At 71.3% G+C, this 25,584-nt stretch carries 23 protein-coding genes and 2 pseudogenes; 19 read left to right on the top strand and 6 right to left on the bottom strand.

The window, feature by feature from the left end; genetic code table 11:
- Positions 1-8 precede the first annotated feature (8 nt).
- The 3 genes from ACIQ5Y_RS10945 to ACIQ5Y_RS10935 form a co-directional block, all read right to left on the bottom strand.
- On the bottom strand, positions 9-488 hold the full coding sequence (locus tag ACIQ5Y_RS10945; RefSeq protein WP_403877941.1) for a succinate dehydrogenase hydrophobic membrane anchor subunit: 480 nt from the start codon (positions 486-488) through the stop codon (positions 9-11).
- Positions 489-493: 5 nt separating this feature from the next.
- Positions 494-874, bottom strand: coding sequence for a succinate dehydrogenase, cytochrome b556 subunit (gene sdhC, locus ACIQ5Y_RS10940; RefSeq protein ID WP_376661267.1), 381 nt, complete (start codon positions 872-874; stop codon positions 494-496).
- A 152-nt stretch (positions 875-1,026) separates the two neighbouring features.
- Entirely contained in the window at positions 1,027-1,632 is a 606-nt protein-coding gene (locus ACIQ5Y_RS10935; protein WP_403877939.1) for a 2-oxo-4-hydroxy-4-carboxy-5-ureidoimidazoline decarboxylase, read from the bottom strand.
- A 384-nt stretch (positions 1,633-2,016) separates the two neighbouring features.
- Here ACIQ5Y_RS10935 and ACIQ5Y_RS10930 point away from each other — a divergent pair, with 384 nt between their 5' ends.
- Positions 2,017-2,757, top strand: coding sequence for an RNA polymerase sigma factor (locus tag ACIQ5Y_RS10930; RefSeq protein WP_403878213.1), 741 nt, complete (start codon positions 2,017-2,019; stop codon positions 2,755-2,757).
- On the top strand, positions 2,757-3,812 hold the full coding sequence (locus ACIQ5Y_RS10925; protein ID WP_403877936.1) for a hypothetical protein: 1,056 nt from the start codon (positions 2,757-2,759) through the stop codon (positions 3,810-3,812). Before ACIQ5Y_RS10930 ends, ACIQ5Y_RS10925 begins: the two co-directional genes overlap by 1 nt.
- Positions 3,813-4,096: 284 nt before the next feature.
- Here ACIQ5Y_RS10925 and ACIQ5Y_RS10920 read toward each other — a convergent pair whose 3' ends face one another.
- Positions 4,097-4,717, bottom strand: coding sequence for a peptidoglycan-binding protein (locus ACIQ5Y_RS10920; protein ID WP_403877934.1), 621 nt, complete (start codon positions 4,715-4,717; stop codon positions 4,097-4,099).
- Here ACIQ5Y_RS10920 and ACIQ5Y_RS10915 point away from each other — a divergent pair.
- The 4 genes and pseudogenes from ACIQ5Y_RS10915 (at position 4,716) to leuE (ending at position 8,363) form a co-directional block, all read left to right on the top strand.
- Positions 4,716-5,234: a hypothetical protein gene (locus ACIQ5Y_RS10915; RefSeq protein WP_403877931.1), complete on the top strand. Its 519-nt coding sequence runs from the start codon at positions 4,716-4,718 to the stop codon at positions 5,232-5,234. The genes ACIQ5Y_RS10920 and ACIQ5Y_RS10915 overlap by 2 nt on opposite strands.
- Positions 5,235-5,238: 4 nt before the next feature.
- Positions 5,239-6,034: pseudogene (locus tag ACIQ5Y_RS10910) on the top strand (zinc ribbon domain-containing protein).
- Between the two features lie 49 nt (positions 6,035-6,083).
- A complete protein-coding gene (locus tag ACIQ5Y_RS10905; protein ID WP_403877928.1) occupies positions 6,084-7,667 on the top strand; it encodes a methylmalonyl-CoA mutase in 1,584 nt (527 codons plus the stop codon).
- 45 nt (positions 7,668-7,712) lie between these two features.
- Positions 7,713-8,363 carry a leucine efflux protein LeuE gene (gene leuE / locus ACIQ5Y_RS10900; RefSeq protein WP_403877925.1) on the top strand — a complete coding sequence of 217 codons (651 nt, stop codon included), beginning with the start codon at positions 7,713-7,715 and terminating at the stop codon, positions 8,361-8,363.
- A 6-nt stretch (positions 8,364-8,369) separates the two neighbouring features.
- Here the strand turns inward: leuE and ACIQ5Y_RS10895 are convergent, their stop codons facing one another.
- Both ACIQ5Y_RS10895 and ACIQ5Y_RS10890 read right to left on the bottom strand, forming a co-directional pair.
- Positions 8,370-9,725, bottom strand: coding sequence for a polysialyltransferase family glycosyltransferase (locus ACIQ5Y_RS10895; RefSeq protein ID WP_403877922.1), 1,356 nt, complete (start codon positions 9,723-9,725; stop codon positions 8,370-8,372).
- Positions 9,725-10,705: a glycosyltransferase family 2 protein gene (locus tag ACIQ5Y_RS10890; RefSeq protein WP_403877919.1), complete on the bottom strand. Its 981-nt coding sequence runs from the start codon at positions 10,703-10,705 to the stop codon at positions 9,725-9,727. The genes ACIQ5Y_RS10895 and ACIQ5Y_RS10890 overlap by 1 nt, the downstream gene beginning before the upstream one ends.
- Before the next feature lie 176 nt (positions 10,706-10,881).
- On the opposite strand from ACIQ5Y_RS10890, the gene ACIQ5Y_RS10885 reads away from it, so the two are divergent.
- From ACIQ5Y_RS10885 to ACIQ5Y_RS10825, 13 genes and pseudogenes are all read left to right on the top strand, one after another.
- The gene (locus ACIQ5Y_RS10885; RefSeq protein ID WP_403877916.1) at positions 10,882-12,570 is read left to right on the top strand and encodes a DUF6716 putative glycosyltransferase; all 1,689 of its coding nucleotides are present in this window, start codon (positions 10,882-10,884) and stop codon (positions 12,568-12,570) included.
- Positions 12,474-13,313, top strand: a pseudogene (locus ACIQ5Y_RS10880) (cytidylyltransferase domain-containing protein); the annotation flags it as partial. The gene ACIQ5Y_RS10885 and the pseudogene ACIQ5Y_RS10880, both read left to right, overlap by 97 nt.
- Before the next feature lie 363 nt (positions 13,314-13,676).
- Positions 13,677-14,588, top strand: a complete 912-nt coding sequence (locus ACIQ5Y_RS10875; protein ID WP_403878211.1) for an N-acetylneuraminate synthase family protein — start codon at positions 13,677-13,679, stop codon at positions 14,586-14,588.
- A gap of 56 nt (positions 14,589-14,644) precedes the next feature.
- Complete coding sequence (locus ACIQ5Y_RS10870) at positions 14,645-15,838, top strand: hypothetical protein (RefSeq protein WP_403877913.1); 1,194 nt, start codon at positions 14,645-14,647, stop codon at positions 15,836-15,838.
- 137 nt (positions 15,839-15,975) lie between these two features.
- Entirely contained in the window at positions 15,976-17,211 is a 1,236-nt protein-coding gene (locus tag ACIQ5Y_RS10865) for an amidohydrolase (RefSeq protein WP_403878208.1), read from the top strand.
- A gap of 252 nt (positions 17,212-17,463) precedes the next feature.
- Positions 17,464-18,519: a BMP family protein gene (locus tag ACIQ5Y_RS10860; protein WP_403877911.1), complete on the top strand. Its 1,056-nt coding sequence runs from the start codon at positions 17,464-17,466 to the stop codon at positions 18,517-18,519.
- Between the two features lie 216 nt (positions 18,520-18,735).
- Positions 18,736-20,340 (top strand): ABC transporter ATP-binding protein, encoded by a 1,605-nt coding sequence (locus ACIQ5Y_RS10855; protein WP_403878205.1) that lies wholly within the window; start codon positions 18,736-18,738, stop codon positions 20,338-20,340.
- The gene (locus tag ACIQ5Y_RS10850; RefSeq protein WP_403877909.1) at positions 20,337-21,452 is read left to right on the top strand and encodes an ABC transporter permease; all 1,116 of its coding nucleotides are present in this window, start codon (positions 20,337-20,339) and stop codon (positions 21,450-21,452) included. The genes ACIQ5Y_RS10855 and ACIQ5Y_RS10850 overlap by 4 nt, the downstream gene beginning before the upstream one ends.
- Positions 21,449-22,714 (top strand): ABC transporter permease, encoded by a 1,266-nt coding sequence (locus ACIQ5Y_RS10845; protein ID WP_403877906.1) that lies wholly within the window; start codon positions 21,449-21,451, stop codon positions 22,712-22,714. The genes ACIQ5Y_RS10850 and ACIQ5Y_RS10845 overlap by 4 nt, the downstream gene beginning before the upstream one ends.
- A 5-nt stretch (positions 22,715-22,719) precedes the next feature.
- Positions 22,720-23,109, top strand: a complete 390-nt coding sequence (locus ACIQ5Y_RS10840; protein ID WP_403878202.1) for a cytidine deaminase — start codon at positions 22,720-22,722, stop codon at positions 23,107-23,109.
- Positions 23,110-23,197: 88 nt separating this feature from the next.
- Positions 23,198-24,475, top strand: coding sequence for a thymidine phosphorylase (locus tag ACIQ5Y_RS10835; protein ID WP_403877903.1), 1,278 nt, complete (start codon positions 23,198-23,200; stop codon positions 24,473-24,475).
- Between the two features lie 94 nt (positions 24,476-24,569).
- Positions 24,570-25,160, top strand: a complete 591-nt coding sequence (locus tag ACIQ5Y_RS10830; RefSeq protein WP_403877900.1) for a Uma2 family endonuclease — start codon at positions 24,570-24,572, stop codon at positions 25,158-25,160.
- Positions 25,161-25,210: 50 nt separating this feature from the next.
- Positions 25,211-25,525 carry an STAS domain-containing protein gene (locus tag ACIQ5Y_RS10825; RefSeq protein WP_403877897.1) on the top strand — a complete coding sequence of 105 codons (315 nt, stop codon included), beginning with the start codon at positions 25,211-25,213 and terminating at the stop codon, positions 25,523-25,525.
- Positions 25,526-25,584: the final 59 nt, after the last annotated feature.

Raw genomic sequence — 25,584 nt, 5'->3', positions numbered from 1 at the left:
CCCGTTGCCTAGCGGATGTTCGGGTCGAAGGTGAAGATCACCAGCGTGCCCAGAAGGATGGTGAACACCGTGGCGGTGTAGAGCAGGCCCTTCAGCCACAGCCGCGTGTTGGCGCGCTCCGCGTAGTCGTTGATGACGGTACGCAGACCGTTGGCGCCGTGCAGCATCGCCAGCCACAGCATCAGCAGGTCCCAGACCTGCCAGAACGGGGACGCCCAGCGGCCGGCCACGAAGGCGAAGCCGATCTTGGAGACGCCGCCGTCGAGCACCAGCTGGATCAGCAGGTGGCCGATGACGAGGACGACGAGGACGATGCCCGAGAGGCGCATGAAGAGCCACGCGGCCATCTCGAAGTTGCCGCGGGTCGAGCGCGGGGTCTTGCCCGTGCGCTTGCGCGGGGCCTCGATGTACGGGGCCGGGTTGTCGACGTCGTAGAGGGAGACGCCCTCCACGGAACCGACCTTTTCGAAGGAAGTGTCAGAGCTCATGCGTGTCACTTCCCGAACAGTTCGAGGTAGGCGTGGCTCAGGACGGGGTACACGGCCCCGGCCATCAGCACGATCCAGACGCTCACCACGGTCCAGAGCATCTGCTTCTGGTAGCGCGGGCCCTTGGACCAGAAGTCCACTGCGATGACACGGAGACCGTTGAGCGCGTGGAACAGGATGGCGGCGACGAGGCCGTACTCCAGCAGCGCGACGATCGGAGTCTTATAGGTAGCCACGACATCGTCGTACGCCTCGGGGGAGACGCGGACGAGAGCGGTGTCGAGGACGTGTACGAACAGGAAGAAGAAAATGAGGACGCCGGTGACTCGATGAGCCACCCAGGACCACATTCCTTCCCGGCCGCGGTACAACGTTCCAGCCGGCACGGAAAACCCTCCGGAAGCGGGGCGGGGGCCAGCCGGCTTCTTTGTCGGTCGGGCCCGGCCGGGTACGGTCCACCGGCCCCGGACATCGTAGCGACGCTTTGTCGGTTCCCTCGCCCGGGGTCCGCCGGTGTGATCAAACAGGCACGGACGGGCTATCCCACAGGAGCAAATAGCCCGAATTCGGCCGCAGCCACCCCATCCGGTGAGGTCAGTCGGCGTGTCAGTTCGGCCAGCCGGGTCTGCGCGAGGCGGCGCAGCTCGTCGGCGGAGATGGAGCGCTCCTCGTCCACCTCGTGCGCCATCCGGTGCCGGATGGCGGCCAGCAGCTGGTTCGCCTGCTCCTCCGGAGGGTGCTCGTCGAGGCTGATCACGAAGGCGTGCCCGAACTTGCGCTCGTACTCCGCGTTGGCCGCGTCGAGCGCCAGCAGGGCCGCGTACGGGGACCCGTGTCCGAGTTCCGCCGGGCATTCGACGGCCAGCGCCTCCGTCAGGTCCGCCTGCGAGAGGTCGTACGAGGCCTCGTCCGCGGCGGCGAACAGGGCGCCGACGTCGGGATACGGGCGGTGGGCGGCCACCCGGTGGGCCCAGCGCCGGCTTCCGCAGCAGTGCAGCAGGACGGCCCGGGCGGCGTCGGGGGAGAGGCCGTTGAACCGCGCCAGTCCGGAGCCGTGGGAAGGGTCGGAGCAGCCGCGGGCCTGTGCCGGAAGGTGGCTGGACAGCGGGGGGCTCCTCGGGGCGCGACGCGGGTGTACCGCCACGCTATCGACGCGGGGCCGGGAGTGTCGTACCCATTCGAGGTTTTCACCCGGAAGTGAGCCGAAAGGATGACGTGAGGTGAGGAGAGTGACGCGAGGGGCCCGGGTGGCGTCCGTGGTGGCCCTACGCCTCGCGTGCGGGGATGTCCGGGGAGAGGTGGAGGACGACCGAGGCCGCCACCCCCCACAGGAGAGGCCCCGGTCGCCATCCGTCACGGGCTCGTGCGACAAGCCCGTACTCCTGTCAGCGCCCCGAGTGCGTTTTGTGTCACACCCCGCTCCGCGCAGGAATGGTTGCAGGTTGTACAACACATGGACGAGGGGTGCGGAAAGCCGTAACGTGCTGATTTGCGCCACACGGACAGGACGTTGAACGGGTTGGGGACTTTGCTGGGGGACGACGCGGAGCTGACCGCCGCGGTGCTCGCGGCACAGGACGGCGACGAGGACGCGTTCCGTGCTGTGTACCGCGCTGTGCACCCGCGCCTGCTCGGATACGTACGCACGCTCGTCGGAGACGGCGACGCGGAGGACGTGACCTCCGAGGCCTGGCTGCAGATCGCCCGCGACCTCGACTCCTTCACCGGCGACGCCGACCGCTTCCGCGGCTGGGCCGCCCGCATCGCGCGCAACCGGGCCCTCGACCACATCCGCATGCGAGGCCGCCGCCCCGCCATCGGTGGCGACGAGACCGAGCTGACCGGCTGGGCCGCCGAGTGCGACACCGCCTCCGCCGCCATGGAGGCCCTCTCCACCGGCTCGACGATGGCCCTGATCGCCCAGCTCCCCCAGGACCAGGCGGAGGCCGTCGTCCTGCGCGTCGTGGTCGGACTCGACGCCAAGAGCGCCGCCGAGACCCTGGGCAAGCGCCCGGGTGCCGTACGCACCGCCGCGCACCGGGGGCTGAAGAAGCTCGCCGAACTGCTCGGCGCACAGGACGGCGAGGGCGGGGGCCCGCCCGACGCCGACCTCGGCGTCACCGTCGGCCATAATGCCGGTGGCCGGCCACGGGACGGCGGGGGCAGGAGGGATCTCGACGCCGTTCCCGCGCAACGCGGTCGCGGTGGGGGCCTCGTGGAACAAACCGGTGTGACGCATTCACGTTGGCGGACGCAGAAGGACATGTGATGGCCGACGAGCGCGACAGGCGGTGGCTCGACGAAGCCGCGGCTGAGAAACTGCTGCGCGGTGAACCGCTGGAGCCCTCGGGACCGGCCGCCGACCCCCGCGCCCGGGCCGAAGCCGCCCGGCTGCGGGCCGCACTCGACTCCCTCGCCCGGCCGCAGGCCCCCGCGGGCGCACTCGCCGGCGAAGCCGCGGCGATGGCCGCCTTCCGGGCCGCGCGCGCCGCGGGCACGTCCGGCGCGATCGGGTCCGCCGCGGCGCGACCCGCAACCGGTGAGCCGCTCGTCGAACTCGTCGGGCACACGGGCCCCCGGAGCGTCCGGCGCGGCAGGACCGTGCGATTCGGCCTGGCGGCGGCCCTGGCGAGCGTCACCGTCGGCGGGCTGGCCGCCGCGGCGGCCGCGGGACTGCTGGGCCAGGACGGGTACGACGTGGCGGGACCGGGGCCGGCCGTGTCCGTCAGCATCGACGAGGACCAGGCCAAGGGAGTCGGCACCGGCGCCCCGACCCACTCCCCGCAAGTCCGGCCCAACCCGCACCGGGGCGACGAAGCGGTCCCGGATCAGAGCCCGAGCGGGGCGCAGCCCACGGGACCGGACGGGCTCACTTCCTGGGGCGGCTCCGCGATTGGCGGAAATTCGTCGGGTGGCTCCACCGCGGGAGGCCGGGGAGGCGACTCCCGCGACACCGGCGGCACCCGGGGCAGCGAGATCGGCGGCGCGACCGGAGGCCGGGACTCCGCCGGTGCCGAGGGCGGGGCCAAGGACAGGGACAAGGACAGGGACAAGGACAGGAGCGGGCAGGGGCAGGACGATCGCCTCCTCAAGGCCGCGGACCTGTGCAAGGAGTACAAGGTGAACCGCCTCACCATCGAGCGCCGCGAGCGACTCTCGCTGCTGGCCCGCGGGGTTTCCCGCATCCCGGCCTACTGCGACTCGCTGCTGATCGGCGCCACCGCGGGCGGCCGGCGCGGGGACTCCCCCGGCCAGGACGCCCCGTCGCAGCCCCGGACCCCGGTCCCCGCCGGCCCCGGCGGCGGCTTCCGCAACGCCGGCTGAAATTCGTACCGGCCCGCTGTAACACTTTTCGAAGCGGCGACGCAGTACATAACGAGCCGACTGGTCATCGGCCGCGCATGAGCCGGGGTTCCCCCCGTACCCCTGGGCTCTGCGCAACCGGCGCGGGCGGGGCACGTTCCCCCGGCCCCGCCCGCGCCCTCTACTCCACGACCGACCGGTCGATCGATCGACCGGTCTCGGCCCGGCACGCACAGCGGCCCGGCCGGATCCGCCCGGCCGGGCCGCATCCACATGACGCCCGAATGGCCGGACGCCCCGGAAACTCACCAGTAGACGACGACCTTGTCGCCGGTCTGCACCTGGGCGAAGAGCGCCGACAGCTTGTTCTTGTCCCGGACGTTCACACAGCCGTGCGAGGCGCCGGCGTAGCCGCGGGCAGCGAAGTCGGCCGAGTAGTGCACCGCCTGGCCGCCGCTGAAGAACATCGCGTACGGCATCGGCGTGTGGTAGAGCGTCGACACCCAGTCCTTCTCCTTGCGGTCCACCTTGAACTCGCCCTCACGGGTCGGAGTGTTCTCCGAGCCGAAGCGCACGTCCATGGTGGAGATGATCTTCCCGTCGATCATCCAGGCGAGGGTGCGGCTCTCCTTGCTGATGCACATCACCCGCCCCGTCATGCAGCGCGGGTCCGGAGCGTCGACCTCGTTGGTGGTCGGCGGGCGCAGCTCGTCGTCGGTGGGCTTCTTCGTCAGCGTCTGGATCTTCTTCCAGGTCTCCTCGTCGACCGAACCGCTCGCGGTCAGCGCGTTCTTCGACTGGAAGGACTTGACCGCGGCGGTCGTCTTCGACCCGTAGAAACCGGTCGGTGCGACCGACATCAGCTTGAGCTGCTTCAGCCGCGCCTGGAGCTCGCGCACCTGCTCGCTCTCGTCGCCGTTGGCCATGATGGCCTTCACCGAGGGCGTGGCGGACGCCGAGGGCGAAGCGGAAGTGGAAGCGGAAGCCGACGGCGAGGCCTCGCCCGGCTTGTTGTCCGTGGAAGGAGAGGCTTCAGGGGTCGCACCCGCCGTGGGCGAGGACGAAACGGAAGAAGAGGAGCCGGCCGACTCCGACTTCTGCGGTCCGCAGGCGGTCGCGGCGAGCGCGACGGCGGTGGCGATCCCGAGCGTGCGGATTATGACTCTCTGGCGGTGCATGAAGCGGTCCCCCGATTTCTACGTCGTGTATCTAGGTGATGCCTCGCGCGCGTGGAGAGTTGCACTGGGCCGGGGGATGTTGCGCCATTGTGACAAGGAGCCGTCCGCAGCCTTTCGAGGACATGCGCGGGAGGTGTTCTATCAGCCCCTGCGCCGACGGTTCTACCTCTGGTGTTGCGTAGTGCGTCACTACGGCAGGCGATTCATAGGCATGTATGAGTATTTGAGTTCCATTCCAGCTGTAACGGGCGCAATGGCATGTTGATCGCATGAGCAGCGAACGTATGTGGGAAAAGCGTCAGTTCGGGCACCGAGCCCGGCTGGCCTTGACGCCCGCGCACGTGCGGCTCATTGACGCCCAGGCGCATGCGGCCCGAGGGATGTGGAACCTACTCCACGACTGGTGGAAGATGCTCCCCGAGGACCGCAGGTCGCTCGCCGCCGCCGATGCCGCGATCCGCCAGGCGCGTGGGGAGATCGACTGGCTTGGCATACTCCCGGCGCAGGCTGCGCAGGCGGTGTTGAAGAGCTGCTTCCAGGCCTGGAAGAACTGTTGGGACGGTCGAGCGGACGAGCCGAAGTTCAAGGCCCGCTTCCGGTCGGTAATGTCCGTGGACATCCCGCAGGGCCGGGAACGGCGTGATCGTGGTGGAAGCGGTACGGATCACGAATATGGTCCGATCGGCGAAGGGGACCACGGGTCGGCCGGGAAAGAACGTCGCGCAGAAGTCCGGACTGAACCGCTCCATCAGCCGGGAGGCCTGGGGTCGGACGGTCGAGCTGCTGGCGTACAAGGTCGCCCGCAACGGTGGTGCCCTGCTCAAGGTTCCAGCCCCGGGCACTTCCCGGCGCTGCTCGGTCTGTGGTGTCACCACACAGGGCAGCCGAGAGTCCCAGGCCGTGTTCGTGTGCAAGAACCCGGCCTGTGGCTGGTCGGGCAACGCCGACCACAACGCGGCCCGGAACGTCCTGGACCCGTATCGGATGGGCCTCGCGCTCACCCCGGCTGCCGGAAGGGCAGTCGTCAGGCGCGTCAACCGCGTCAAGCCCGCTACCGCAAGGTAAGCAGGAATCTCTTGGCCGTAGCCGGGAGAGCACTTCAAGGAGGAACGACGTGACGGCGCACACCGAGAGCGGAATCCCCATCGAACCCGTCTACGGTCCCGGCGACCTGACGGGGTGGGACCCGGCGCAGGCGCTCGGGGAGCCCGGCGGGTTCCCCTACACGCGCGGGGTCTACCCCAGCATGTACACCGGCCGGCCCTGGACGATGCGGCAGTACGCCGGGTTCGGGACGGCCGCCGAGTCCAACGCCCGGTACCGGCAGCTCATCGCGGGCGGCGGCACCGGACTGTCCGTCGCCTTCGACCTGCCGACGCAGATGGGACACGACTCCGACGCCCCGCTCGCGCACGGCGAGGTGGGCAAGGTCGGCGTCGCCGTCGACTCCGTCGACGACATGCGGGTCCTGTTCGACGGGATCCCGCTCGACCGGGTCTCCACCTCCATGACCATCAACGCGCCCGCCGCCCTGCTCCTGCTGCTCTACCAACTGGTGGCGGAGGAACAGGGCATCTCGGGCGCGCAACTGACGGGGACCGTCCAGAACGACGTCCTGAAGGAGTACATCGCCCGAGGGACCTACATCTTCCCGCCCGGGCCGTCGCTGCGGCTGACGGCCGACACCTTCCGCTACTGCCGGGCCGAGATCCCCAGGTGGAACACCATCTCCATCTCCGGCTACCACATGGCCGAAGCGGGGGCCTCGCCCGCGCAGGAAGTGGCCTTCACCCTCGCGGACGGGATCGCCTACGTCCGTACGGCCCTGGCCGCCGGGATGGCGGTCGACGAGTTCGCGCCCCGGCTCTCCTTCTTCTTCGTCGCCCGCACCACCCTCCTGGAAGAGGTCGCGAAGTTCCGCGCGGCCCGGCGGATCTGGGCGCGCGTCATGCGCGAGGAGTTCGGGGCCCGGGACCCGAAGTCGCTCATGCTGCGCTTCCACACCCAGACGGCGGGCGTCCAGCTGACGGCGCAGCAGCCCGAGCTGAACCTCGTACGGGTGGCCGTGCAGGCGCTGGCCGCGGTCCTCGGCGGCACCCAGTCGCTGCACACCAACTCCTTCGACGAGGCCATCGCGCTGCCGACCGAGAAGTCCGCCCGTCTCGCGCTGCGCACCCAGCAGGTCCTCGCGTACGAGACGGACGTGCCGCACACCGCGGACCCGTTCGCCGGGTCGTACGCGGTGGAACGGATGACGGACGAACTGGAGGCGGCGGCCCTCGCGCTGATGCGCCGGGTCGAGGACCAGGGCGGGGCGGTGGCCGCGATCGAGAACGGCTTCCAGAAGGCCGAGATCGAGAAGAACGCCTACCGCATCGCGCAGGAGACCGAGCGCGGGGAGCGCGTGGTCGTCGGGGTCAACCGCTTCGCGCTGGAGCGGGAGGAGCCGTACGAGCCGCTGCGGGTGGACCCGGCGATCGAGGCGCGGCAGTGCGAGGCCCTCGCCCGGTTGCGCGCCGAGCGGGACGGGGCGGCGGTGGAGGCGGCGCTCGCCGCCCTGCGGGAGGCGGCGGCCGGAACGGAGAACGTGCTCTACCCGATGAAGGAGGCGCTGCGGGCGCGGGCCACGGTCGGGGAGGTGTGCGGGGCGCTGCGGGAGGTCTGGGGGACGTACGAACCGGTCGATTCCACTTGGTGAAACGCAGTGGACCGACAGGTGCAACCTTGTGGGACACTCCTGCACATGCTGGGTGTGACAGATCTTCCGACCTATCTCGCCGGCCTGGTACTGATCATTCTGTTGCCGGGCCCGAACTCGCTCTACGTGCTGTCCGTGGCCGCCCGCCGCGGCGTCCGCACCGGCTACAAGGCCGCCGCCGGGGTGTTCACCGGTGACGCCGTGCTGATGCTGCTGACGGCGCTGGGCGCCGGAGCGCTGCTCAAGGCGAGCCCGCTCGCGTTCACCGTGGTGAAGTTCCTCGGCGCCGGGTACCTGGCGTGGCTGGCCGCGGGAATGATGCGCGGCGCCTGGGCGCTGTGGCGCACGCGCGCGGAGCGGGCCGAGGTGGTGGAGGAGGCGCCCGCCGAGGCGGGCGAGCACGAGCGGCCCTACCGGCGGGCGCTGCTGATCAGCATGCTCAACCCGAAGGCCATCCTCTTCCTGATGTCCTTCTTCGTGCAGTTCGTCGACCCGTCCTACGCCTACCCGGCGTTGTCGTTCCTGCTGCTGGGCGGTCTGCTGCAGACCGGCAGCTTCCTGTACCTGACGCTGCTGATACTCGGCGGCACCCGGCTCTCGGACGCCTTCCGCCGCCGCAAGCGGCTGTCGGCCGGGGCCACCTCGGCGGCGGGCGTGCTCTTCCTCGGCTTCGCGGCCAAGCTGGCGACCGGCTGAGGCCGCTCAGCCCAGCACGCGCTTCAGCCGCCGGGCCACGCGGCGCGCCGCCCGGCTCCGCGGCAGGAACGACAGCCGGGCGGGGAGGCCGCCCGGCAGGCCCAGGCCGGTCAGCCGGCGGCGGGTGAAGTAGCGCCACGTGCGGGCGGTCAGGTGCCGGGCCAGGTAGGCCTCGGCGTCGGCCCGGCGCCCGGCCAGCATCTGCGGCTGCATCGTGAAGCCGACGGCCGTGAGCAGCCCGGCCGTCTCCTCCCGCACCCGCTCGGGCGGGGGGAAGGTCCAGGAGCGCACCGCGCCGGCGTCCGCGAGGTCGGGCAGCAGGGCGTCCACCAGCACGAGCGGGACGCGGTTGCTGTTCGGGTACGGGGTCAGGCGGGCCAGTACGGCGTCCGTGCCGGTCCGGGCCACCGGGAGCCCGTACAGCGTGGCGGCGGTCAGGAGCCCGGTGGAGAAGCAGCCGACGACCAGAGCGGGACGCAGCCGCTGGTAGAGGGCCTCGGCCAGGACCGGGGTGTCGACCACGGTGATCCGGGCGCCGATCCGCTCGGCCTCCGCCTCGGCGCGGCGCGAGTAGGCGGCCGGGGCGCTGGGATGCGGTTTGAAGACCAGCTCGGTGTGGCCCAGCGCGTGCGCGCCCCGGACCATCGAGACGTGCAGCTCCTCCTCCTCGTCCGGGCTCATCAGGTCGAGCGCGGAGAGGTACTGGCCCAGGAGCAGGGCGGGCGGGGCTCCGGGCGGCACGGCCGACGCGGGCGCGGACGCCGTCGATTCCGTCGACTCGGCCAGTTCGGTCAGGACCTTGTGGAAGGCCTCCGTCGGCACCAGCTCCGCCCGGGCCCCGAACTCCGTCAGCAGCAATGGCTCCAGCCCCGGTACGAGGTCCAGGTGGAGCACCCGCCGCACGCGCATCCCGAGCTGCGGGTCGAGCCGGAAGCGCGTGGGCCCGTAACTCATCAGCCCGTCGGCGTAGACGTCGACGGCCGCGCCGGGGAAGAGCCGGCACAGGGTCTGCGCGGGCGGCACCTGGAGGGACTCCACGATCAGCTCGACGCGGTCCTCGCCCAGCCCCCACAGGGCGCGCAGCTGCCGCTCCCACAACGGGACGTCCTCCGGGCGCGGGGCCCAGGTGCTCGGGTGCTGCGGTGCGATGACCTCGTTCCAGTCGAGCACCTCGTCGAAGCGGGAACGCAGGGCGGCGAAGCCCGGCATGTCGGCGACCCCGGGGGTGACCTCGGCGGCGACGGCGTGGTTGCTGGTCAGCAGGATCCGCCGGCCGGCGGGAGGGAAGGAGCCGGCGTCGATGCCCGCGGCGAGCGTGGCCGTGCCGTAGAGGGTGGAGGCCAGGAAGAGCTGCGTGGGCATCAGGCTGTCGCCCCCGACGGGGTGCGGCGGCCGCCGCGGACACGGCGCAGGACGGTGGCGCGTTCGACGTCCATCGAGTCCAGGACCCGGTCCAGTACGTCCTGGGGCATGCGTCCGAGCGCGGCCGCGCTCATGAGGCGGAGTTTTCTGGCCACGGCCGGTTCGAACCTCCCGATGGAACCGAAATGGTGCGCGATAATCGCGCAATATGTTCGTACGGCTTTCGGGAGCAACAGCTCGGATTCCCGATCCTTCCGCACGTCCGACAGGACTTCGTCGAATGCCTTGATGAAATCGAGCTGCCGTTCGTCGCCGATCTGCGTCAGCGATGTGGATACTCCGCGCCGGTAGAAGATCCCCGGCAGCCCCACCGCGGCGAACGACTCCGCCTCCCGGTGCAGCCGCCAGATCCACGGCCGGTCCTCCGCCGTCCGCAGCCCGTCGGTGAAACGCAGCAGGCCGCTGTCCAGCAGCCGCCGGTGGTACATGCCGGCCCAGGCGTACGGGTAGTCCACCGAAGTGGCGCGGTCCACGGGCAGGATCGCGGTCCGCGGATCGGCGACCACCCCCTGCGGCCCGTAGGGGACCCGCTGCACGCTGCGCGCCCTCCCGGTGCACTTCACATGGTCCGTACGGATGAAATCGCAGCTCAGAGCCTCGATGGCGGTCAGCATCCGGGCCAGGTGGCCGGGCGCCAGCCAGTCGTCCCCGTCGAGGAACGCGAGGTACTCGCCGCGGGCCGCGTCCAGCCCGGTGTTGCGCGCGGTGGCCAGGCCGCCGTTCCGCTCGTGTCTGAGGTGCACCGCGCCCGGCAGCTCGCGCGCCGCCCGCTCCAGCAGATCGGGGGTGCCGTCCGTGGAGCAGTCGTCGACCAGGACGAACTCGAAATCGTCCCGGGCGTTCAAGGCGAGGCTTTTCAGGGCATCCGGTGCGTATGTCTGCACGTTGTAGAACGGCACGACAACAGAGAGCTTGGGCACCTCCGAGACATTAGGGCGGCGCCCGGCATTCATCATGGCCCGGATGCGTATTCCATGTGAACGACGCACGGCAGGCGTGTTAACCCGTCCGGTTTCGCATTCAGTCGACGCGTTGTTAACCCGCTGTTGTGCGTTCGTTGGGCCGATCACTCAATTCGCGGAATAGCTTCTGCGGCGTGTCGATCCGCAAACGCGTCGCCGTACTCGCCGATTCCGATACGCGATGGAAATGGGGTGCGCTCACCGCCCGCCGTCTCGTACCCGACGACCACGACCTCACCGGATACCTGCTGCGGGGCCGGGCCACGCCCACCGCGCGCCAGCTCGGTGAGGTGGGGGTCCGGGCCGACCGGCTGTCCGAGGTGACCTGCGCCGAATTCCTCGCGGAGATCGAGCGCGAACGCCACGACGTGGTCGTCCTCGCCCTCGTCGGCGGCGCCGTCCAGGCCGTCCTGCACGGGGCCCGCGCCCTGTGGCCGGACCCGGCACGCCGGCCCGTGTTCGTCACCGGGTACGTGGGCGTCGTGTACGAGAAGCTCGCCGACGGGCTGCTGCTGCGGCACGGGGCGGACCTCGTACTGGCCAACTCCCGCCACGACGCGGAGCGGTTCCGCGCCGTGTACGAGGGGGTCGGCGCGGACGCCGGCGCCGTCACGGAGACCGCGCTGCCGTTCCTGGGCGGGGCCCCGTACGAGCAGGCCGGGAGCCGGGCCCACACGGTGGTCTTCGCCGTGCAGCCCTCCGTCCCCGACAGCCGCGCAGACCGCGCGTACCTGCTGGAACGGGCCGCCGGGCACGCGCGGCTGCACCCCGAGCGGGAGGTGCTGATCAAGCTGCGCAGCAAGCCCGGGGAGCACACCACGCACCTGGAGGAACAGCCGTACCAGCGGCTCGCGGAGCGGATCCCCGGCGGGCTGCCGGTCAACTGCCGTCTGGTCTACGGGAACATGGGCGAGGTCCTGGACGGCACCGACCTGCTGGTCACCGTCTCCTCCACCGCCGCCCTCGAATCCCTGCACCGGGGCATCCCGACGGCCGTCCTCACCGACCTCGGCATCCGCGAGGCCCTCGGCAACCACCACTTCCTCGGCTCGGGCTGCCTGGCCTCGTGGGACCAACTCGACGCGGGCCTGCTCCCGCAGGGGGACCCGGCCTGGCTCGCGGCCCAGGGCGTCCGCCCCCCGGCTGCGCCGAAGCTCCCCGTGCCAACCCCCGCCGGTGCGGCCGCCGATCCGGCTGCACCGAGGCTCGTCGCGCGGGGTTCGGCCGCGCCGACCGATGCCGCCTGGGCCTCGGCGGCCCCGGCCGCCCGCGCCGCTCTCCAGGGCGACGCCCCGCGGGCCCGGGCGGGTGCGGTCACCTCCGCCGGTGACGGCGCCGCTCGGATCCCGACTGCGCCGGACGCCGTTCTGCTGGTCGATGCCCCGCAAGGTGCGGCCGCGCCGGACGACCCGCAGTCCGTCGGCGCCCCGCAGGGCGCGGCCGACTCGGCCGCCCTGCCCCCTCCGGCGCTTGCGGTGGCCTCCGTGGCAGCCATTCCCGCCGGGCCCGCGGCAGGCGTGCCGGCGGGCGACCCGTACGCCGACGCGCGGGCGAAGCTGAACCGGCTGCTCGCCGCGGGCGAACTGCCCGCCCCCGCGCCGTACTACACGCTCGAAACCGCCCCCGGGTACCTGCCCGGGATCCTCGCGCGACAGCACCTGCGGCCCGACGGCACCCCGCTGCCCGGCGCGCTGCGGGAGGCGGCGGGGGAGTCCCGGCTGCGCCGGTGGATCCGCTCGCACCTGCGCGAGGCCGCCCGCGGGGCGTACCGGCACGGGGTGCAGCGCGTGGCCCCGGTGATCCGCCGGCTGGGGGAGCTGTGAACACGTCCACCCACCCCCGCCCGGGCACCGACTCCGGCATCCGCCCCGGCCCGGGCACCGACCCCGGCACCCGCCCCGGCCCGGGTACCGACTCCGGCGCCCGCCCCGGCCCGGGCACCGACTCCGGCACCCGCCCCGGCCCCGGCACCCGTCCCGGCCCGGGTACCGACTCCGGCATCCGCCCCGGCCCGGGTACCGACTCCGGCATCCGCCCCGGCCCGGGCACCGACTCCGGCGCCCGCCCCGGCCCGGGTACCGACTCCGGCACCCGCCCCGGCCCCGGCACCCGCCCCGGCCCAAGCACCCACCCCGGCCCGGGCACCGACCCCGGCGCCCGGACGAGCCCGCGCCCGCGCGTCCTCGCCGTGATCCCGGCGCGCGGCGGCTCCAAGGGAGTCCCCGGGAAGAACACCGCCCCCGTGGGCGGGATCCCGCTCGTCGCGCGCGCCGTACGGGCCTGCCGCTCCGCGCCGAGCGTCACCGATGTCGTGGTCTCCACCGACTCCGAGTCCATCGCCGCCGCCGCCCGCGCGGCCGGCGCCGACGTCATCGCCCGCCCCACCGCGATCTCCGGCGACACCGCGAGCAGCGAGGCCGCCGTCCTGCACGCCCTCGAAGCCTTCGAGGAACTGCACTCCCTCACCGTGGACGTGGTCCTCCTCGTCCAGTGCACCAGCCCCTTCCTGACCCCCGGCGAGGTGGAGTCCGTCGCCGCCGCCGTGGCCACGGGAGCCGCCGACTCGGCCCTGACCGCGGCCCCCTTCCACGGCTTCCTGTGGCGTGCGGACGCCGACGGCTCCGCGGCCGGCGTCAACCACGACAAGGCCCACCGCCCCCGCCGCCAGGACCGCCCCCAGGACCTGCTGGAGACCGGCGCCGCCTACGCGATGGACGCCGCCGGCTTCCGCGCCGCCCGCCACCGCTTCTTCGGCCGGACCCTGCCCGTCGCCACCGACCCGGCCCGGGTCCTGGAGATCGACGACCCGCACGACCTGGCCCGCGCCCGACTCCTCGCACCGCTCTTCGACGAGGACGCGGAACGACCCGACCCGCACCACACACCCCCGCACCACACGACGCCCCCGCACCGAAGGACACCTCCTGCAATGACCTCCACCCTCGCCGACCCCCGCCACCGCACCTTCGGCTCGCGCACCGCCGGCCCCGGCCGCCCCGTCTACGTCGTCGGCGAGATCGGCATCAACCACAACGGCGACCTCGGCAACGCCTTCGCCCTCATCGACGCCGCCGCCGAAGCCGGCTGCGACGCCGTCAAGTTCCAGAAGCGCACCCCGGAGATCTGCACCCCGCGCGACCAGTGGGACATCGAGCGCGACACCCCCTGGGGCCGCATGACCTACATCGACTACCGCCACAAGGTCGAGTTCGGCGAGACCGAGTACCGCGCCATCGACGAGCACTGCGCCAAGCGCGGCATCGACTGGTTCGCCTCCCCGTGGGACACCGAGGCCGTCGCCTTCCTGGAGAAGTTCGACGTCCCCGCCCACAAGGTGGCCTCCGCCTCCCTCACCGACGACGAACTGCTGCGCTCCCTGCGCGCCACCGGCCGCACCGTCGTCCTCTCCACCGGCATGTCCACCCCGAGGCAGATCCGCCACGCCGTCGAGGTGCTCGGCAGCGACAACATCCTGCTCTGCCACGCCACTTCCACGTACCCGGCCAAGGCCGAGGAGCTCAACCTGCGGGTGATCAACACCCTGCGCGAGGAGTACCCCAACGTCCCGATCGGCTACTCCGGCCACGAGACGGGCCTGCAGACCACCCTCGCCGCCGTCGCCCTCGGCGCCACCTTCATCGAGCGCCACATCACCCTGGACCGCGCGATGTGGGGCTCCGACCAGGCCGCCTCCGTGGAGCCCGGCGGCCTCACCCGCCTCGTCCGCGACATCCGCACCATCGAGACCGCCCTCGGCGACGGCGTCAAGCGCGTCTACGAGTCCGAGCTCGGGCCCATGAAGAAGCTCCGCCGCGTCCAGGGAGACCTGGCCACCGTCTGACCCCGGTCCGCCCGGTCCGCCGCGAAGAGGTTCCGCCCCCCGACGAGGAGTACGCCGTGCCCCGTTCCGCCTCCACCCTGGCGTTTGTCGAGAGCCCGGTCCAGCTGCTGAACGTGCTGGAGTGGGCGCACGCGCGGGGTGCCGCCCCGGAGGGCGGACGCCTCCTCGCGGCTATCCCCAACCAACCGACCCGGGACGTCACGGGCCGCACCGGGGCGGCCGACCCGTCATCCGGGCCCGTGTCACCGCAGACGCCCGTACCGGCCGAGGGGGGCCTGCGGATCGTCGTACTGCCCCCCACCGACCCCATGTCCCGCGGCCAGCTGCGCCGGATGGCGGCGCTGGCCCGGGACGAGGGGCACGAGGTCCGCTGGCAGGAGGCGCGCGGCGGGCGGCTCGCGCCCTTCAAGGCGCTCGCGGCACTGGCCCACGACGTCCGGGCCGCCCGCACGGTCGTCGTCGGCGACCCCTTCTCGCGCTACGTCCAGCTGCTGCTCACCCTCGTACGGGCCGAGGAGCTCGTGGTGGTCGACGACGGCACCGCCACCATGGAGTTCGTCGCCCAGATCGCCCGCGGCGAACGTCTCGTCCGCTGGCACCGCGTCGGCGGCGGCGGACTGCCGGCCCGCGTCCGCGAGCTGGCGTACGCGCCGGTCTCGGCGACCGCGCGGCGCCGCTTCACCCCGGCCGCGGGCAGCGGCCGCACCGTCGAGGTGTTCAGCTCGATGCCCGTCGCCCCGCACGGCGGCATGACGCTGCGGGTCAACGACTTCGCCTGGACCCGCGCCCGGTTCGGCCCGCCGCGCCTGACCAAGGGCACCGACCTGGTCGGCACCTCCCTGGTCGAGACCGGCGTGGTGGACCCGGACCGCTACCTGGACGCGGTGCGCGCCCTGACCCGCGAGCACGGCGCCACCCGCTACTTCGCCCACCGCCGGGAGTCCGCCGAGAAGCTGCGCGCGCTGAGCGAGGCGACCGGGCTGGAGATCGTACGGCCGGACCTGCCGCTGGAGCTGATCGCCCGGCGCGGCCCCGTCGGCCGGACCATCGTCAGCTTCCCCTCCACGGTCGTGCACACGCTGCCGTACGCCCTGGCCGGCACCGGCGTCACCGTGGCCGTATGCGATGTGGACCCGGACTGGCTGACCGCCGCCGCCTCGCCGCGGGCCCGCGGATTCCTCGCGGGAGTCACCGACACGGCCCGAGATGTACACAGACTTCCTGCTCAGGCGGCACCCGCGGCCGGATGAGCGTGCGAGTGTACCCGCGGGCCCGCCCGGTCATGCGTCCAGAGGCCGGGAATCTTTCCCCTAACGGCATGAACTTTTGTGGATCCCCAGTCAGTTGACCTATCCGTGCGCCTAGGCTTCAACGGGTGAACCAGTTGATGTCCCGCGAGTCCCAGACCGCCCAGCCCGCCGTGTCCGACCGGTCCGAGCTGCCCGGCAAGCTTCCGGACCACCTGCGTGCCGAACTGATCGCCTTCCGCCGGGACTTGCACATGCATCCCGAGCTCGGGCACCAGGAATTCCGGACCACGGCCGCCATCAAGGCCCGACTGGAGAAAGCCGGCCTGCGACCACGGGTACTGAAGTCCGGCACGGGACTCATCTGTGACGTCGGCTCCTGGGACGGCGTACGTCCCATGCTGGCGCTGCGCGCGGACATCGACGCCTTGCCCATCCCGGATGCCAAGACGCACGTCTCGTACCGCTCGACCTTCCCGGACCGCGCCCACGCCTGCGGCCACGACGTGCACACCGCCGTCGTCCTCGGTGCCGGCCTCGTCCTCGCCGAGCTCGACCGCCAGGGGCTGCTGCCCCGCCCCGTGCGGCTGCTCTTCCAGCCCGCCGAGGAGGTGCTCCCGGGCGGGGCCACCGACGCCATCGACTCCGGGGTGCTGGACGGCGTCGGCAGGATCATCGCCGTGCACTGCGACCCCCGGGTCGACGCCGGCAGGATCGGGCTGCGGCCCGGTCCGATCACCTCGGCCTGCGACCGGCTGGAGGTCGCGCTCTCCGGCCCCGGCGGGCACACCGCCCGCCCGCACCTGAGCACCGACCTGGTGACGGCCGCCGCCCGCGTGGCCGTCGACGTACCCGCGCTGCTGGCCCGCCGCATGGACGCCCGCTCGGGGATGTCCGTCACCTGGGGCCGCATCGAGGCCGGGCACGCCTGCAACGTCATCCCGATGCACGCCGAGCTGTCCGGGACCGTACGGTGCCTCGACCTCGCCGCGTGGCACGAGGCCCCGGACATGATCCACGCGGCGATCGACGAGGTCGCGACGATGCACGGGGCGAAGTTCGAGATCAACCACGTGCGCGGGGTCCCGCCGGTGGTCAACGACCCGGTGGTCACCGAACTGCTCCGGGAGGCGATGGCGGCCCGCCGCGGCGCCGGTTCGGTCGAGGACACCGAGCAGAGCCTGGGCGGGGAGGACTTCTCCTGGTACCTGGAGCACGTCCCCGGCGCCATGGCCCGGCTGGGCGTCCGCACCCCCGGTGACCTCGCCAAGCACGACCTGCACCGGGGCGACTTCGACGTCGACGAGTCCGCGATCGAGGTCGGGGTCGAGTTCTTCACGGCGGCCGCCCTGCTCGACGGCCGACGCGCGAGGTAGCCGGTGAGGCCCGGATCCGGACCGGGCCGAACCGAATTTTCTACCCCATCGGCGAGCCTCCCGGCGGACGCGTCCAGCCCTTGGTACACAAGGGTTGGGCGTGTGACTCGTTACCGATCGGTCACTGTCTGATTCGCGACGATCCGATAACGACTCATGAACGGGCCTTTAACTGACATCTACGCGCGTTACGATCGCCGCTAAACCAGCGCCGGTCGTGGCGCTTCGGTCAGGTTTTGAAGGAGCCTCCCCTTGCGCCGGATCACCAGGATCGCCACCGTGGGCATCGCGTCCGCGGCGCTGGCCCTCTCGGCCACCGCCTGTGGCGGTAAGAAGTCGTCTGACACCTCTTCCGACAGCACGTCGAAGGCCGAGAGCGTCGCCATCGCGTACGACATCGGCGGCCGCGGCGACCAGTCGTTCAACGACGCCGCCTACGCCGGCATGGAGAAGGCCAAGACCGACCTGAAGGTCACCACCTCCGAGGCCGAGCCCACCGACGGCGAGGGCGAGGCCGACAAGGTCCAGCGCCTCACCGAGCTGGCCCGCAAGGGCAACAACCCGGTCATCGGCGTCGGCTTCTCCTACGCCCCGGCCATCAAGAAGGTCGCGCCGAAGTTCCCGAAGACCACCTTCGGCATCATCGACGACACCTCGGTGACCGGCGCGAACATCGCCAACATGGTCTTCAACGAGGAGCAGGGCTCCTACCTGGCCGGCGTCGCCGCCGCCAAGGCGTCCAAGACCGGCACGGTCGGCTTCATCGGCGGTGTCGAGGTTCCGCTGATCAAGAAGTTCGAGGCGGGCTTCGCGCAGGGCGTCAAGGACACCAACCCGAACGCCAAGGTCCTGGTCCAGTACCTGACCCAGCCGCCGAACTTCGACGGCTTCTCCAAGCCCGACCTCGGCAAGGCCGCCGCGCAGGGTCAGATCGACGCGGGCGCCGACGTGGTCTACGCCGCCGCCGGTCTCGCGGGTTCCGGTGCCATCGAGGCCGCTTCGGCCAAGGGCAAGTGGGCCATCGGCGTCGACTCCGACCAGTACAACCAGGCCGGTCTGTCGAAGTACAAGGACGCGATCCTGACCTCGGTCACCAAGGACGTCTCGGACTCCGTCTACAACCTGATCAAGTCGGTCCACGACGGCAAGCCGACCACCGGTGAGATCCGCTACGGCCTGGACAAGGAGGGCGTCGGCCTGGCCGACTCCAACCCGAAGTACAAGGAGATGACGGACGTCGTCGCCGCGGTGGAGAAGGCCAAGGCCGACATCATCGCCAAGAAGATCAACGTCAAGACCGCCCCGTAAGGCCGTTCCTGACATGTAGTCGTGGTCTCCGGGGTCCGGGCAGCGGTCTCAATCGCTCCCGGGCCCCGAGCCGCGTTCAGTGGGGCTCGTGGCCAGTCGGCCGCAAGTTTTCACTTCTGACAGTGCTACGCGCGTAGAAGCATCGTGGACGCGATACTTTCACTCCCCGCCCTGTCCCCCTGCCTTCCGCTCCTTCCGCGCCAAGGAGAGTGCGTCATCAACGCGTCCAGCCCGCCCCCCGCCGTAGAACTGCACGGCATCACCAAGCGCTTCCCCGGCGTCGTCGCCAACAAGGACATCGCGATCACCGTCCGCAAGGGCACGGTCCATGCCTTGATCGGCGAGAACGGCGCCGGCAAGTCGACCCTGATGAAGATCCTCTACGGCATGCAGAAGCCGGACGAGGGCACCATCGCCATCGACGGGGAGCAGATCTCCTTCGCCAGTCCCGGCGACGCCATCGCCCGCGGCATCGGCATGGTGCACCAGCACTTCATGCTCGCCGACAACCTCACCGTCCTGGAGAACGTGGTCCTCGGCGGCGAGAAGCTGTACGGCATCGGCGCCAAGGCCCGCAAGAAGATCAAGGAGATCTCGGACGCGTACGGCCTCGGCGTGCGCCCCGACGCCCTGGTCGAGGACCTCGGTGTGGCCGACCGGCAGCGCGTGGAGATCCTCAAGGTCCTCTACCGCGGCGCCAGGATCCTCATCCTCGACGAGCCGACCGCCGTGCTCGTGCCGCAGGAAGTGGACGCGCTCTTCGACAACCTGCGCGAGCTCAAGGCCGAGGGCCTGACGGTCATCTTCATCTCGCACAAGCTGGGCGAGGTCCTGAAGGTCGCCGACGACATCACCGTCATCCGGCGCGGCACCACCGTCGGTACCGCCGACCCGAAGACCGCCACCACCAAGCAGCTCGCCGAGCTGATGGTCGGCTCCGAGCTCCCCTCGCCCGAGACCCGCGAGTCCACGGTGACCACCACGCCGATGCTCAAGGTCGAGGGCCTGCGACTGGCCGCCACCGACCCGGACGGCATCGTCCGCGAGGTGCTCGCCGGCATCGACTTCACCATCCACAAGGGTGAGGTGCTCGGCATCGCCGGCGTCGAGGGCAACGGCCAGACGGAGCTCATCGAGGCCCTCATGGGCATGAGCATCCCGGACGGCGGAACGATCACTCTGGACGGCGCCGACATCTCCACCGCCCCGACCCGCAAGCGCCGGGTCGACGGCATCGGCTACATCCCCGAGGACCGCCACCGCCACGGCCTGCTGCTGGACTCCCCGCTGTGGGAGAACCGCATCCTCGGCCACGTCACCGAGGCGCCCAACTCCAAGCGCGGCATCCTCGACACGAAGGCCGCCCGCAAGGACACCGCGCGCATCGTCGTCGAGTACGACGTCCGCACGCCCGGCATCGACGTGACCGCGGCCTCGCTCTCCGGCGGCAACCAGCAGAAGCTGATCGTCGGCCGCGAGATGAGCCACAACCCGAAGTTCCTCATCGCCGCCCACCCCACCCGCGGCGTGGACGTCGGCGCGCAGGCGCAGATCTGGGACGCGATCCGCGAGGCCCGCCGCGAGGGTCTGGCCGTCCTGCTGATCTCCGCCGACCTGGACGAGCTCATCGGCCTGTCCGACACCCTGCGGGTGATCTACCGCGGCCGCCTCGTGGCGGACGCCGACCCGGCGACCGTCACCCCGGAGGAGCTCGGCACCGCCATGACGGGCGCCGCGACCGGGCACCTGGAAGCAACCGACAACCACTCCGCCGCCGGTACCGAGGCCGGTACCGATGCACCGGAGGACGAGGCCCGATGAAGAAATTCGACAAGGACCGGCTGATCCTCGGCATCGCCGGGCCCGTGCTGGCACTGGTCAGCGCCTTCCTGCTGACCATGATCGTGCTGGCCGCGACGGGCATCGACCCGATCGAGCCGCTGCGGATCATGGTGGAGAACGCCGGCTACGAGGACGTCCAGGTCCTCATCGTGAACCAGGCCGGTACGTACTACCTGGCGGCCATGGCCGTGGCCATCGGCTTCCGCATGAACCTCTTCAACATCGGCGTCGACGGCCAGTACCGCCTCGCGGCGATGCTGTCCGCGGTGGTCGGTGCGGCCGTGGTCCTGCCCGGCCCACTGCACCTGCTGCTGATCGTCCTCGTGGCGATGCTCGTCGGCGCCTTCTGGGCCGGCATCGCCGGTGTCCTCAAGGCCAAGCGAGGGGTCAGCGAGGTCGTCTCCACGATCATGCTGAACGCCATCGCGACCGCCCTGATCGCCTGGCTGATGCTGACGAAGAACCTTGGCGTCCAGCCGGCGGGCTCCAACGACCTGACGACCGGCGACATCGCCGAGTCCGGCTGGTTCCCGGCGCTGTCCATCGGCGACGGCCTGGAGATCTACGGCTTCACCTTCGTGGCCTTCGCCCTCGGCCTCGTCTACTGGTTCACGCTCAACCGGACCCGCTTCGGCTTCGACCTGCGCGCCACCGGCGCCAGCGAGTCCGCCGCACAGGCCTCCGGCGTCGACGCCAAGAAGATGATCATCACCGCGATGCTCATCTCCGGTGCGGTCGCCGGCCTCGCGGGCATGCCGCAGCTGCTGGGCGAGACGCACACGTACAACCTGGCCTTCCCGACCGGTGTCGGTTTCACCGGCATCACCATCGCGCTGCTCGGCCGCAACAACCCGGTCGGCATCTTCTTCGCCGCCTTCCTGATGGCCTTCATCGACAAGGCCTCCGCGGGCCTCGACACGGCCGGCTACGCGAAGGAGATCGGCACGATCATGAAGGGCCTGATCGTGATCGCGGTCGTCGTCTCGTACGAGCTCATCCGCCGTTACGGCATCCGCCGCCAGCAGCAGAAGGTCGGCGAGGAACTGGCCGCGGGCCACGCCATCAAGAGCGAGAAGGAGGTCGCGGCGTGAGCACCAGCACCGTTTCCGCGACGGCCGCCGCCCCGAAGAAGTCGGCCGGCCGCAAGAAGCTCACCCTCCCGTGGATCATGCTGATCATCGCGGGCGCCCTCGCGCTGGTCTCGGTGGTCCGCCTGATCAGCGGCGCGAACGACCTGACCTCCGTCGGCCAGGTCTCCGGTGCCCTCTCGCTCGCCGTGCCGATCGGCCTCGCCGGCCTCGGCGGTCTGTGGGCCGAGCGCGCGGGCGTCGTCAACATCGGCCTCGAAGGCATGATGATCCTCGGCACCTGGTTCGGTGCCTGGGCCGGCTACCAGTGGGGCCCGTGGACGGGCGTCATCGCCGGCATCGCCGGCGGCGCCATCGGCGGCCTGCTGCACGCGATCATGACGGTCACCTTCAACGTCAACCACATCGTCTCCGGTGTGGCGGTCAACATCCTGGCGCTGGGCTTCACCCAGTACCTGTCGAACTTCACCTTCGACAAGGCGCCGGGCGGCTCCTCGAAGCAGTCGCCGCAGGTCGAGCCGATCTACAAGATCACGGTGCCTGGGCTGTCCGACTGGATGTCCGACCTCCAGGCCAAGCACTGGTTCTTCGTCTCGGACCTCGCCGGCGTCATCGGCGGCCTGGTCACCGAGCTGTCGCTGCTGACGATCGTCGCCCTGCTGCTGGTCCCGGGCACCTGGTGGGTGCTGTGGCGCACCAGCTTCGGCCTGCGGCTGCGCTCCTGCGGCGAGAACCCCACCGCCGCGGAGTCCCTCGGCGTCAACGTCTACAAGTACAAGTACATCGCCGTGATCGTCTCGGGCGCCCTCGCGGGCCTCGGCGGCGCGTTCCTGTCGATCGTCGCCAGCCCGATCTACCAGGAGGGCCAGACCGGCGGCCGCGGCTACATCGGTCTCGCCGCGATGATCTTCGGTAACTGGATGCCGGGCGGCATGGCGCTGGGTGCGGGCATGTTCGGCTACATCGACGGCCTCAAGCTGCGCGGTGGCGCCACGAACGTCCACGCGATGCTGCTGCTCCTCGCGATCGTGCTCGTGATCGTCTTCGTCTGGCAGCTGTACAAGAGGAAGCACTTCCAGGGCGCCATCGCGCTGGCCTGCTCCGCGGGGCTGTTCGTCTGGTACTCGCTGACCGACTCGGTGCCGAGCCAGTTCGTGGACGCGGCCCCGTACGTGACCACGCTGCTGGTCCTCGCGCTGTCCTCGCAGCGCCTGCGGATGCCCAAGGCGGACGGCATGCCGTACCGCAAGGGCGAGGGCAAGTGACGTCGGTGCCCACCGTCGACTGGGAGGCCCTGCGCGAGGCCGCCCGGGACGCCATGTCCCGGGCGTACGCCCCCTACTCGGGCTTCCCGGTCGGCGTCGCCGCACTGGTCGACGACGGCAGGACGGTCGTCGGCTGCAACGTCGAGAACGCGAGCTACGGCCTCGGCCTGTGCGCCGAGTGCGGTCTGGTCTCCTCCCTCCAGGCCACGGGCGGCGGCCGGCTGACGCACTTCACCTGCGTCGACGGCCGGGGCGAGATCCTCGTCCCGTGCGGCCGCTGCCGACAACTGCTCTTCGAATTCGGCGGACCGGACCTGCTGGTGGAAACACCCAAGGGGGTCCTCCCGCTGGCGGAGATGCTGCCGCAGGCCTTCGGGCCCGACCACTTGAGATAACCGTGCCGACGGCCCTCCACCCCCTGGGCGGAGGGCCGTCGTACTTCCGCTGAACCCCTCTCTCTATGCGCGTAGAAGGAAGCACCACATGGACGTCATCTCCGTCATCCGGACCAAGCGGGACCGCGGCGAGCTGAGCCCCGAGCAGATCGACTGGGTCATCGACGCCTACACCCGCGGCATCGTCGCCGACGAGCAGATGTCGGCGCTGGCGATGGCCATCCTGCTCAACGGCATGAACCGCACCGAGATCGCCCGCTGGACCGCCGCGATGATCGCCTCCGGCGAGCGCATGAACTTCGACGCGCTGTCCCGCCCGACCGCCGACAAGCACTCCACCGGTGGCGTCGGCGACAAGATCACCCTGCCGTTGGCCCCGCTCGTCGCCGCCTGCGGCGCGGCCGTCCCGCAGCTCTCCGGTCGCGGCCTCGGCCACACCGGCGGCACCCTCGACAAGCTGGAGTCCATCCCCGGCTGGCGCGCGCTGCTGTCCAACGAGGAGATGATGCACGTCCTCGACACCACCGGCGCGGTCATCTGCGCGGCGGGCGACGGCCTGGCCCCGGCGGACAAGAAGCTCTACGCCCTGCGCGACGTCACGGGCACGGTCGAGGCCATCCCGCTCATCGCCTCCTCGATCATGTCCAAGAAGATCGCCGAGGGCACGGGCTCGCTCGTCCTGGACGTGAAGGTCGGCTCCGGCGCCTTCATGAAGAACATCGAGGACGCCCGCGAGCTCGCCCGCACCATGGTGGGCCTCGGCACCGACTCCGGCGTCAAGACGGTCGCCCTGCTCACCGACATGTCCACCCCGCTCGGCCTGACGGCCGGCAACGCCCTCGAAGTCCGCGAGTCGGTTGAGGTCCTGGCCGGCGGCGGCCCCGCGGACGTCGTCGAGCTGACCATCGCCCTGGCCAAGGAGATGCTGGACGCCGCGGGCATCAAGGACGCCGACCCGGCGAAGGCGCTGGCCGACGGCTCCGCGATGGACCACTGGCGCCGGATGATCGCGGCCCAGGGCGGCGACCCGGACGCGGCCCTGCCGGTCGCCCGCGAGCAGCACGTGGTCACCGCCCCCGAGTCGGGCGTCCTGACCCGCCTGGACGCCTACGGCGTGGGCGTCGGCGCCTGGCGCCTGGGCGCCGGCCGCGCGCGCAAGGAGGACCCGGTGCAGGCGGGCGCGGGCATCGAGCTCCACGCGAAGCCGGGCGACACCGTGACGGCCGGACAGCCGCTGATGACCCTGCACACGGACACCCCGGAGAAGTTCGAGTACGCCCTGGCCTCCCTGGAGGGCACGTACGACATCGCCCCGGCCGGCACGGCGTTCTCCGCCACGCCGATCGTGCTGGACCGCATCGCCTGACCTGCGGCTTCCCCTTCGGGTGAACGGGACCGGTGGACCCCCGCCGGTCCCGTTCGGCATGCTGGGATCGGTGACGAACCGATAGGAGCACACCATGAGCGCACTCGCGGTCGAGCACCAACCCCCGCGCGGTGACGACTGGGACTCGGTGGTCCGCCTCTGGGAGGAGATGGACGTGCCGAAGGGCTGCAAGGTGGAGATCATCGAGGGGATCATCACCGTGGCACCACCACCCGCCAACGCCCACAACTTGATCGCGGTGTCGCTACAGCGACGCCTGTACGCCGGGATCCCCGACGACTGGGAGGTCTTCCAGACCCTCAACACAGCCGTTCCAAGCCGCACGGGTCTGTACATCCCGGATCTCGCGGTGGTGCCGAAGGAAGCGGTTCCTGAACGGGACAACTTCGTTCCCGCGGCCGCCGCCGAGCTCGTGGTCGAGATCACCTCGCGTTCGAACGCCGTGCACGACCGCGTCTCCAAGCTCAACGGCTACGCGGCGGCGGGCGTTCCGCTCTACCTCCTGATCGACCCGCACGCGACCGGCAGCCCGACCATCCATCTCTACGGCGAGCCCAGCGACGGCAAGTACCGCGTCCTGCACGCCGGCAAGTTCGGCGAGGCCGTCCACCTTTCCGAGCCGTTCGACCTCACCCTCGACACGTTCGGCTTCCCCCGCCCGTAAGGCTTCACCGCCTGCCGATGAGTTCCGGAGGCCCCGGGAGTCCCCCCTACGTGGAGATCACGAGACTCGTACTGCCCGGACCCAGCCCGACCCGACAGGACGCCGCGCGGCTGTGCGCGCGCCTGGCCCGGATGTACGAGGACGGGGCGCGCACGGTGGAGTGCGACGTCGGCGCCGTCACCGCGCCGGGCCTGGCGGCCGTCGAGGTCCTGGCCCGGCTGCGGCTGACCGCCCGGGGGTACGGCGGGGCCCTCACCGTGACCGGCGCCGGGCCCGCCTACCGCGCGCTACTGGACCTCGTGGGCCTCGTCGAGCTGCTCGGGGAGCCCGAACAGCGGGAACCGGCGGGTGGTGTCCAGGAGTAGGGCGGCCTTCCGAGTGGATCCGGGCGCGGGCTCCGTGGCGCCGCCTCGCCCGGCCGGGC

Origin of the sequence: Streptomyces sp. NPDC096339, assembly GCF_044762985.1 — a bacterium.
Lineage (GTDB): Bacteria > Actinomycetota > Actinomycetes > Streptomycetales > Streptomycetaceae > Streptomyces.
Note: the sequence above shows the minus strand (reverse complement) of the source record. Positions and strands in the feature narration are given on the sequence as shown.

What these genes read in the sequence shown, in the direction of transcription:
- ACIQ5Y_RS10945 (WP_403877941.1), bottom strand. Translation starts at nt 488, where the DNA reads ATGAGCTCTGACACTTCCTTCGAAAAGGTCGGTTCCGTGGAGGGCGTC.
- ACIQ5Y_RS10925 (WP_403877936.1), top strand. Translation starts at nt 2,757, where the DNA reads ATGGCCGACGAGCGCGACAGGCGGTGGCTCGACGAAGCCGCGGCTGAG.
- ACIQ5Y_RS10915 (WP_403877931.1), top strand. Translation starts at nt 4,716, where the DNA reads ATGATGGCCTTCACCGAGGGCGTGGCGGACGCCGAGGGCGAAGCGGAA.
- ACIQ5Y_RS10920 (WP_403877934.1), bottom strand. Translation starts at nt 4,717, where the DNA reads ATGGCCAACGGCGACGAGAGCGAGCAGGTGCGCGAGCTCCAGGCGCGG.
- leuE (WP_403877925.1), top strand. Translation starts at nt 7,713, where the DNA reads ATGCTGGGTGTGACAGATCTTCCGACCTATCTCGCCGGCCTGGTACTG.
- ACIQ5Y_RS10895 (WP_403877922.1), bottom strand. Translation starts at nt 9,725, where the DNA reads ATGCCCACGCAGCTCTTCCTGGCCTCCACCCTCTACGGCACGGCCACG.
- ACIQ5Y_RS10875 (WP_403878211.1), top strand. Translation starts at nt 13,677, where the DNA reads ATGACCTCCACCCTCGCCGACCCCCGCCACCGCACCTTCGGCTCGCGC.
- ACIQ5Y_RS10865 (WP_403878208.1), top strand. Translation starts at nt 15,976, where the DNA reads ATGTCCCGCGAGTCCCAGACCGCCCAGCCCGCCGTGTCCGACCGGTCC.
- ACIQ5Y_RS10850 (WP_403877909.1), top strand. Translation starts at nt 20,337, where the DNA reads ATGAAGAAATTCGACAAGGACCGGCTGATCCTCGGCATCGCCGGGCCC.
- ACIQ5Y_RS10835 (WP_403877903.1), top strand. Translation starts at nt 23,198, where the DNA reads ATGGACGTCATCTCCGTCATCCGGACCAAGCGGGACCGCGGCGAGCTG.
- ACIQ5Y_RS10830 (WP_403877900.1), top strand. Translation starts at nt 24,570, where the DNA reads ATGAGCGCACTCGCGGTCGAGCACCAACCCCCGCGCGGTGACGACTGG.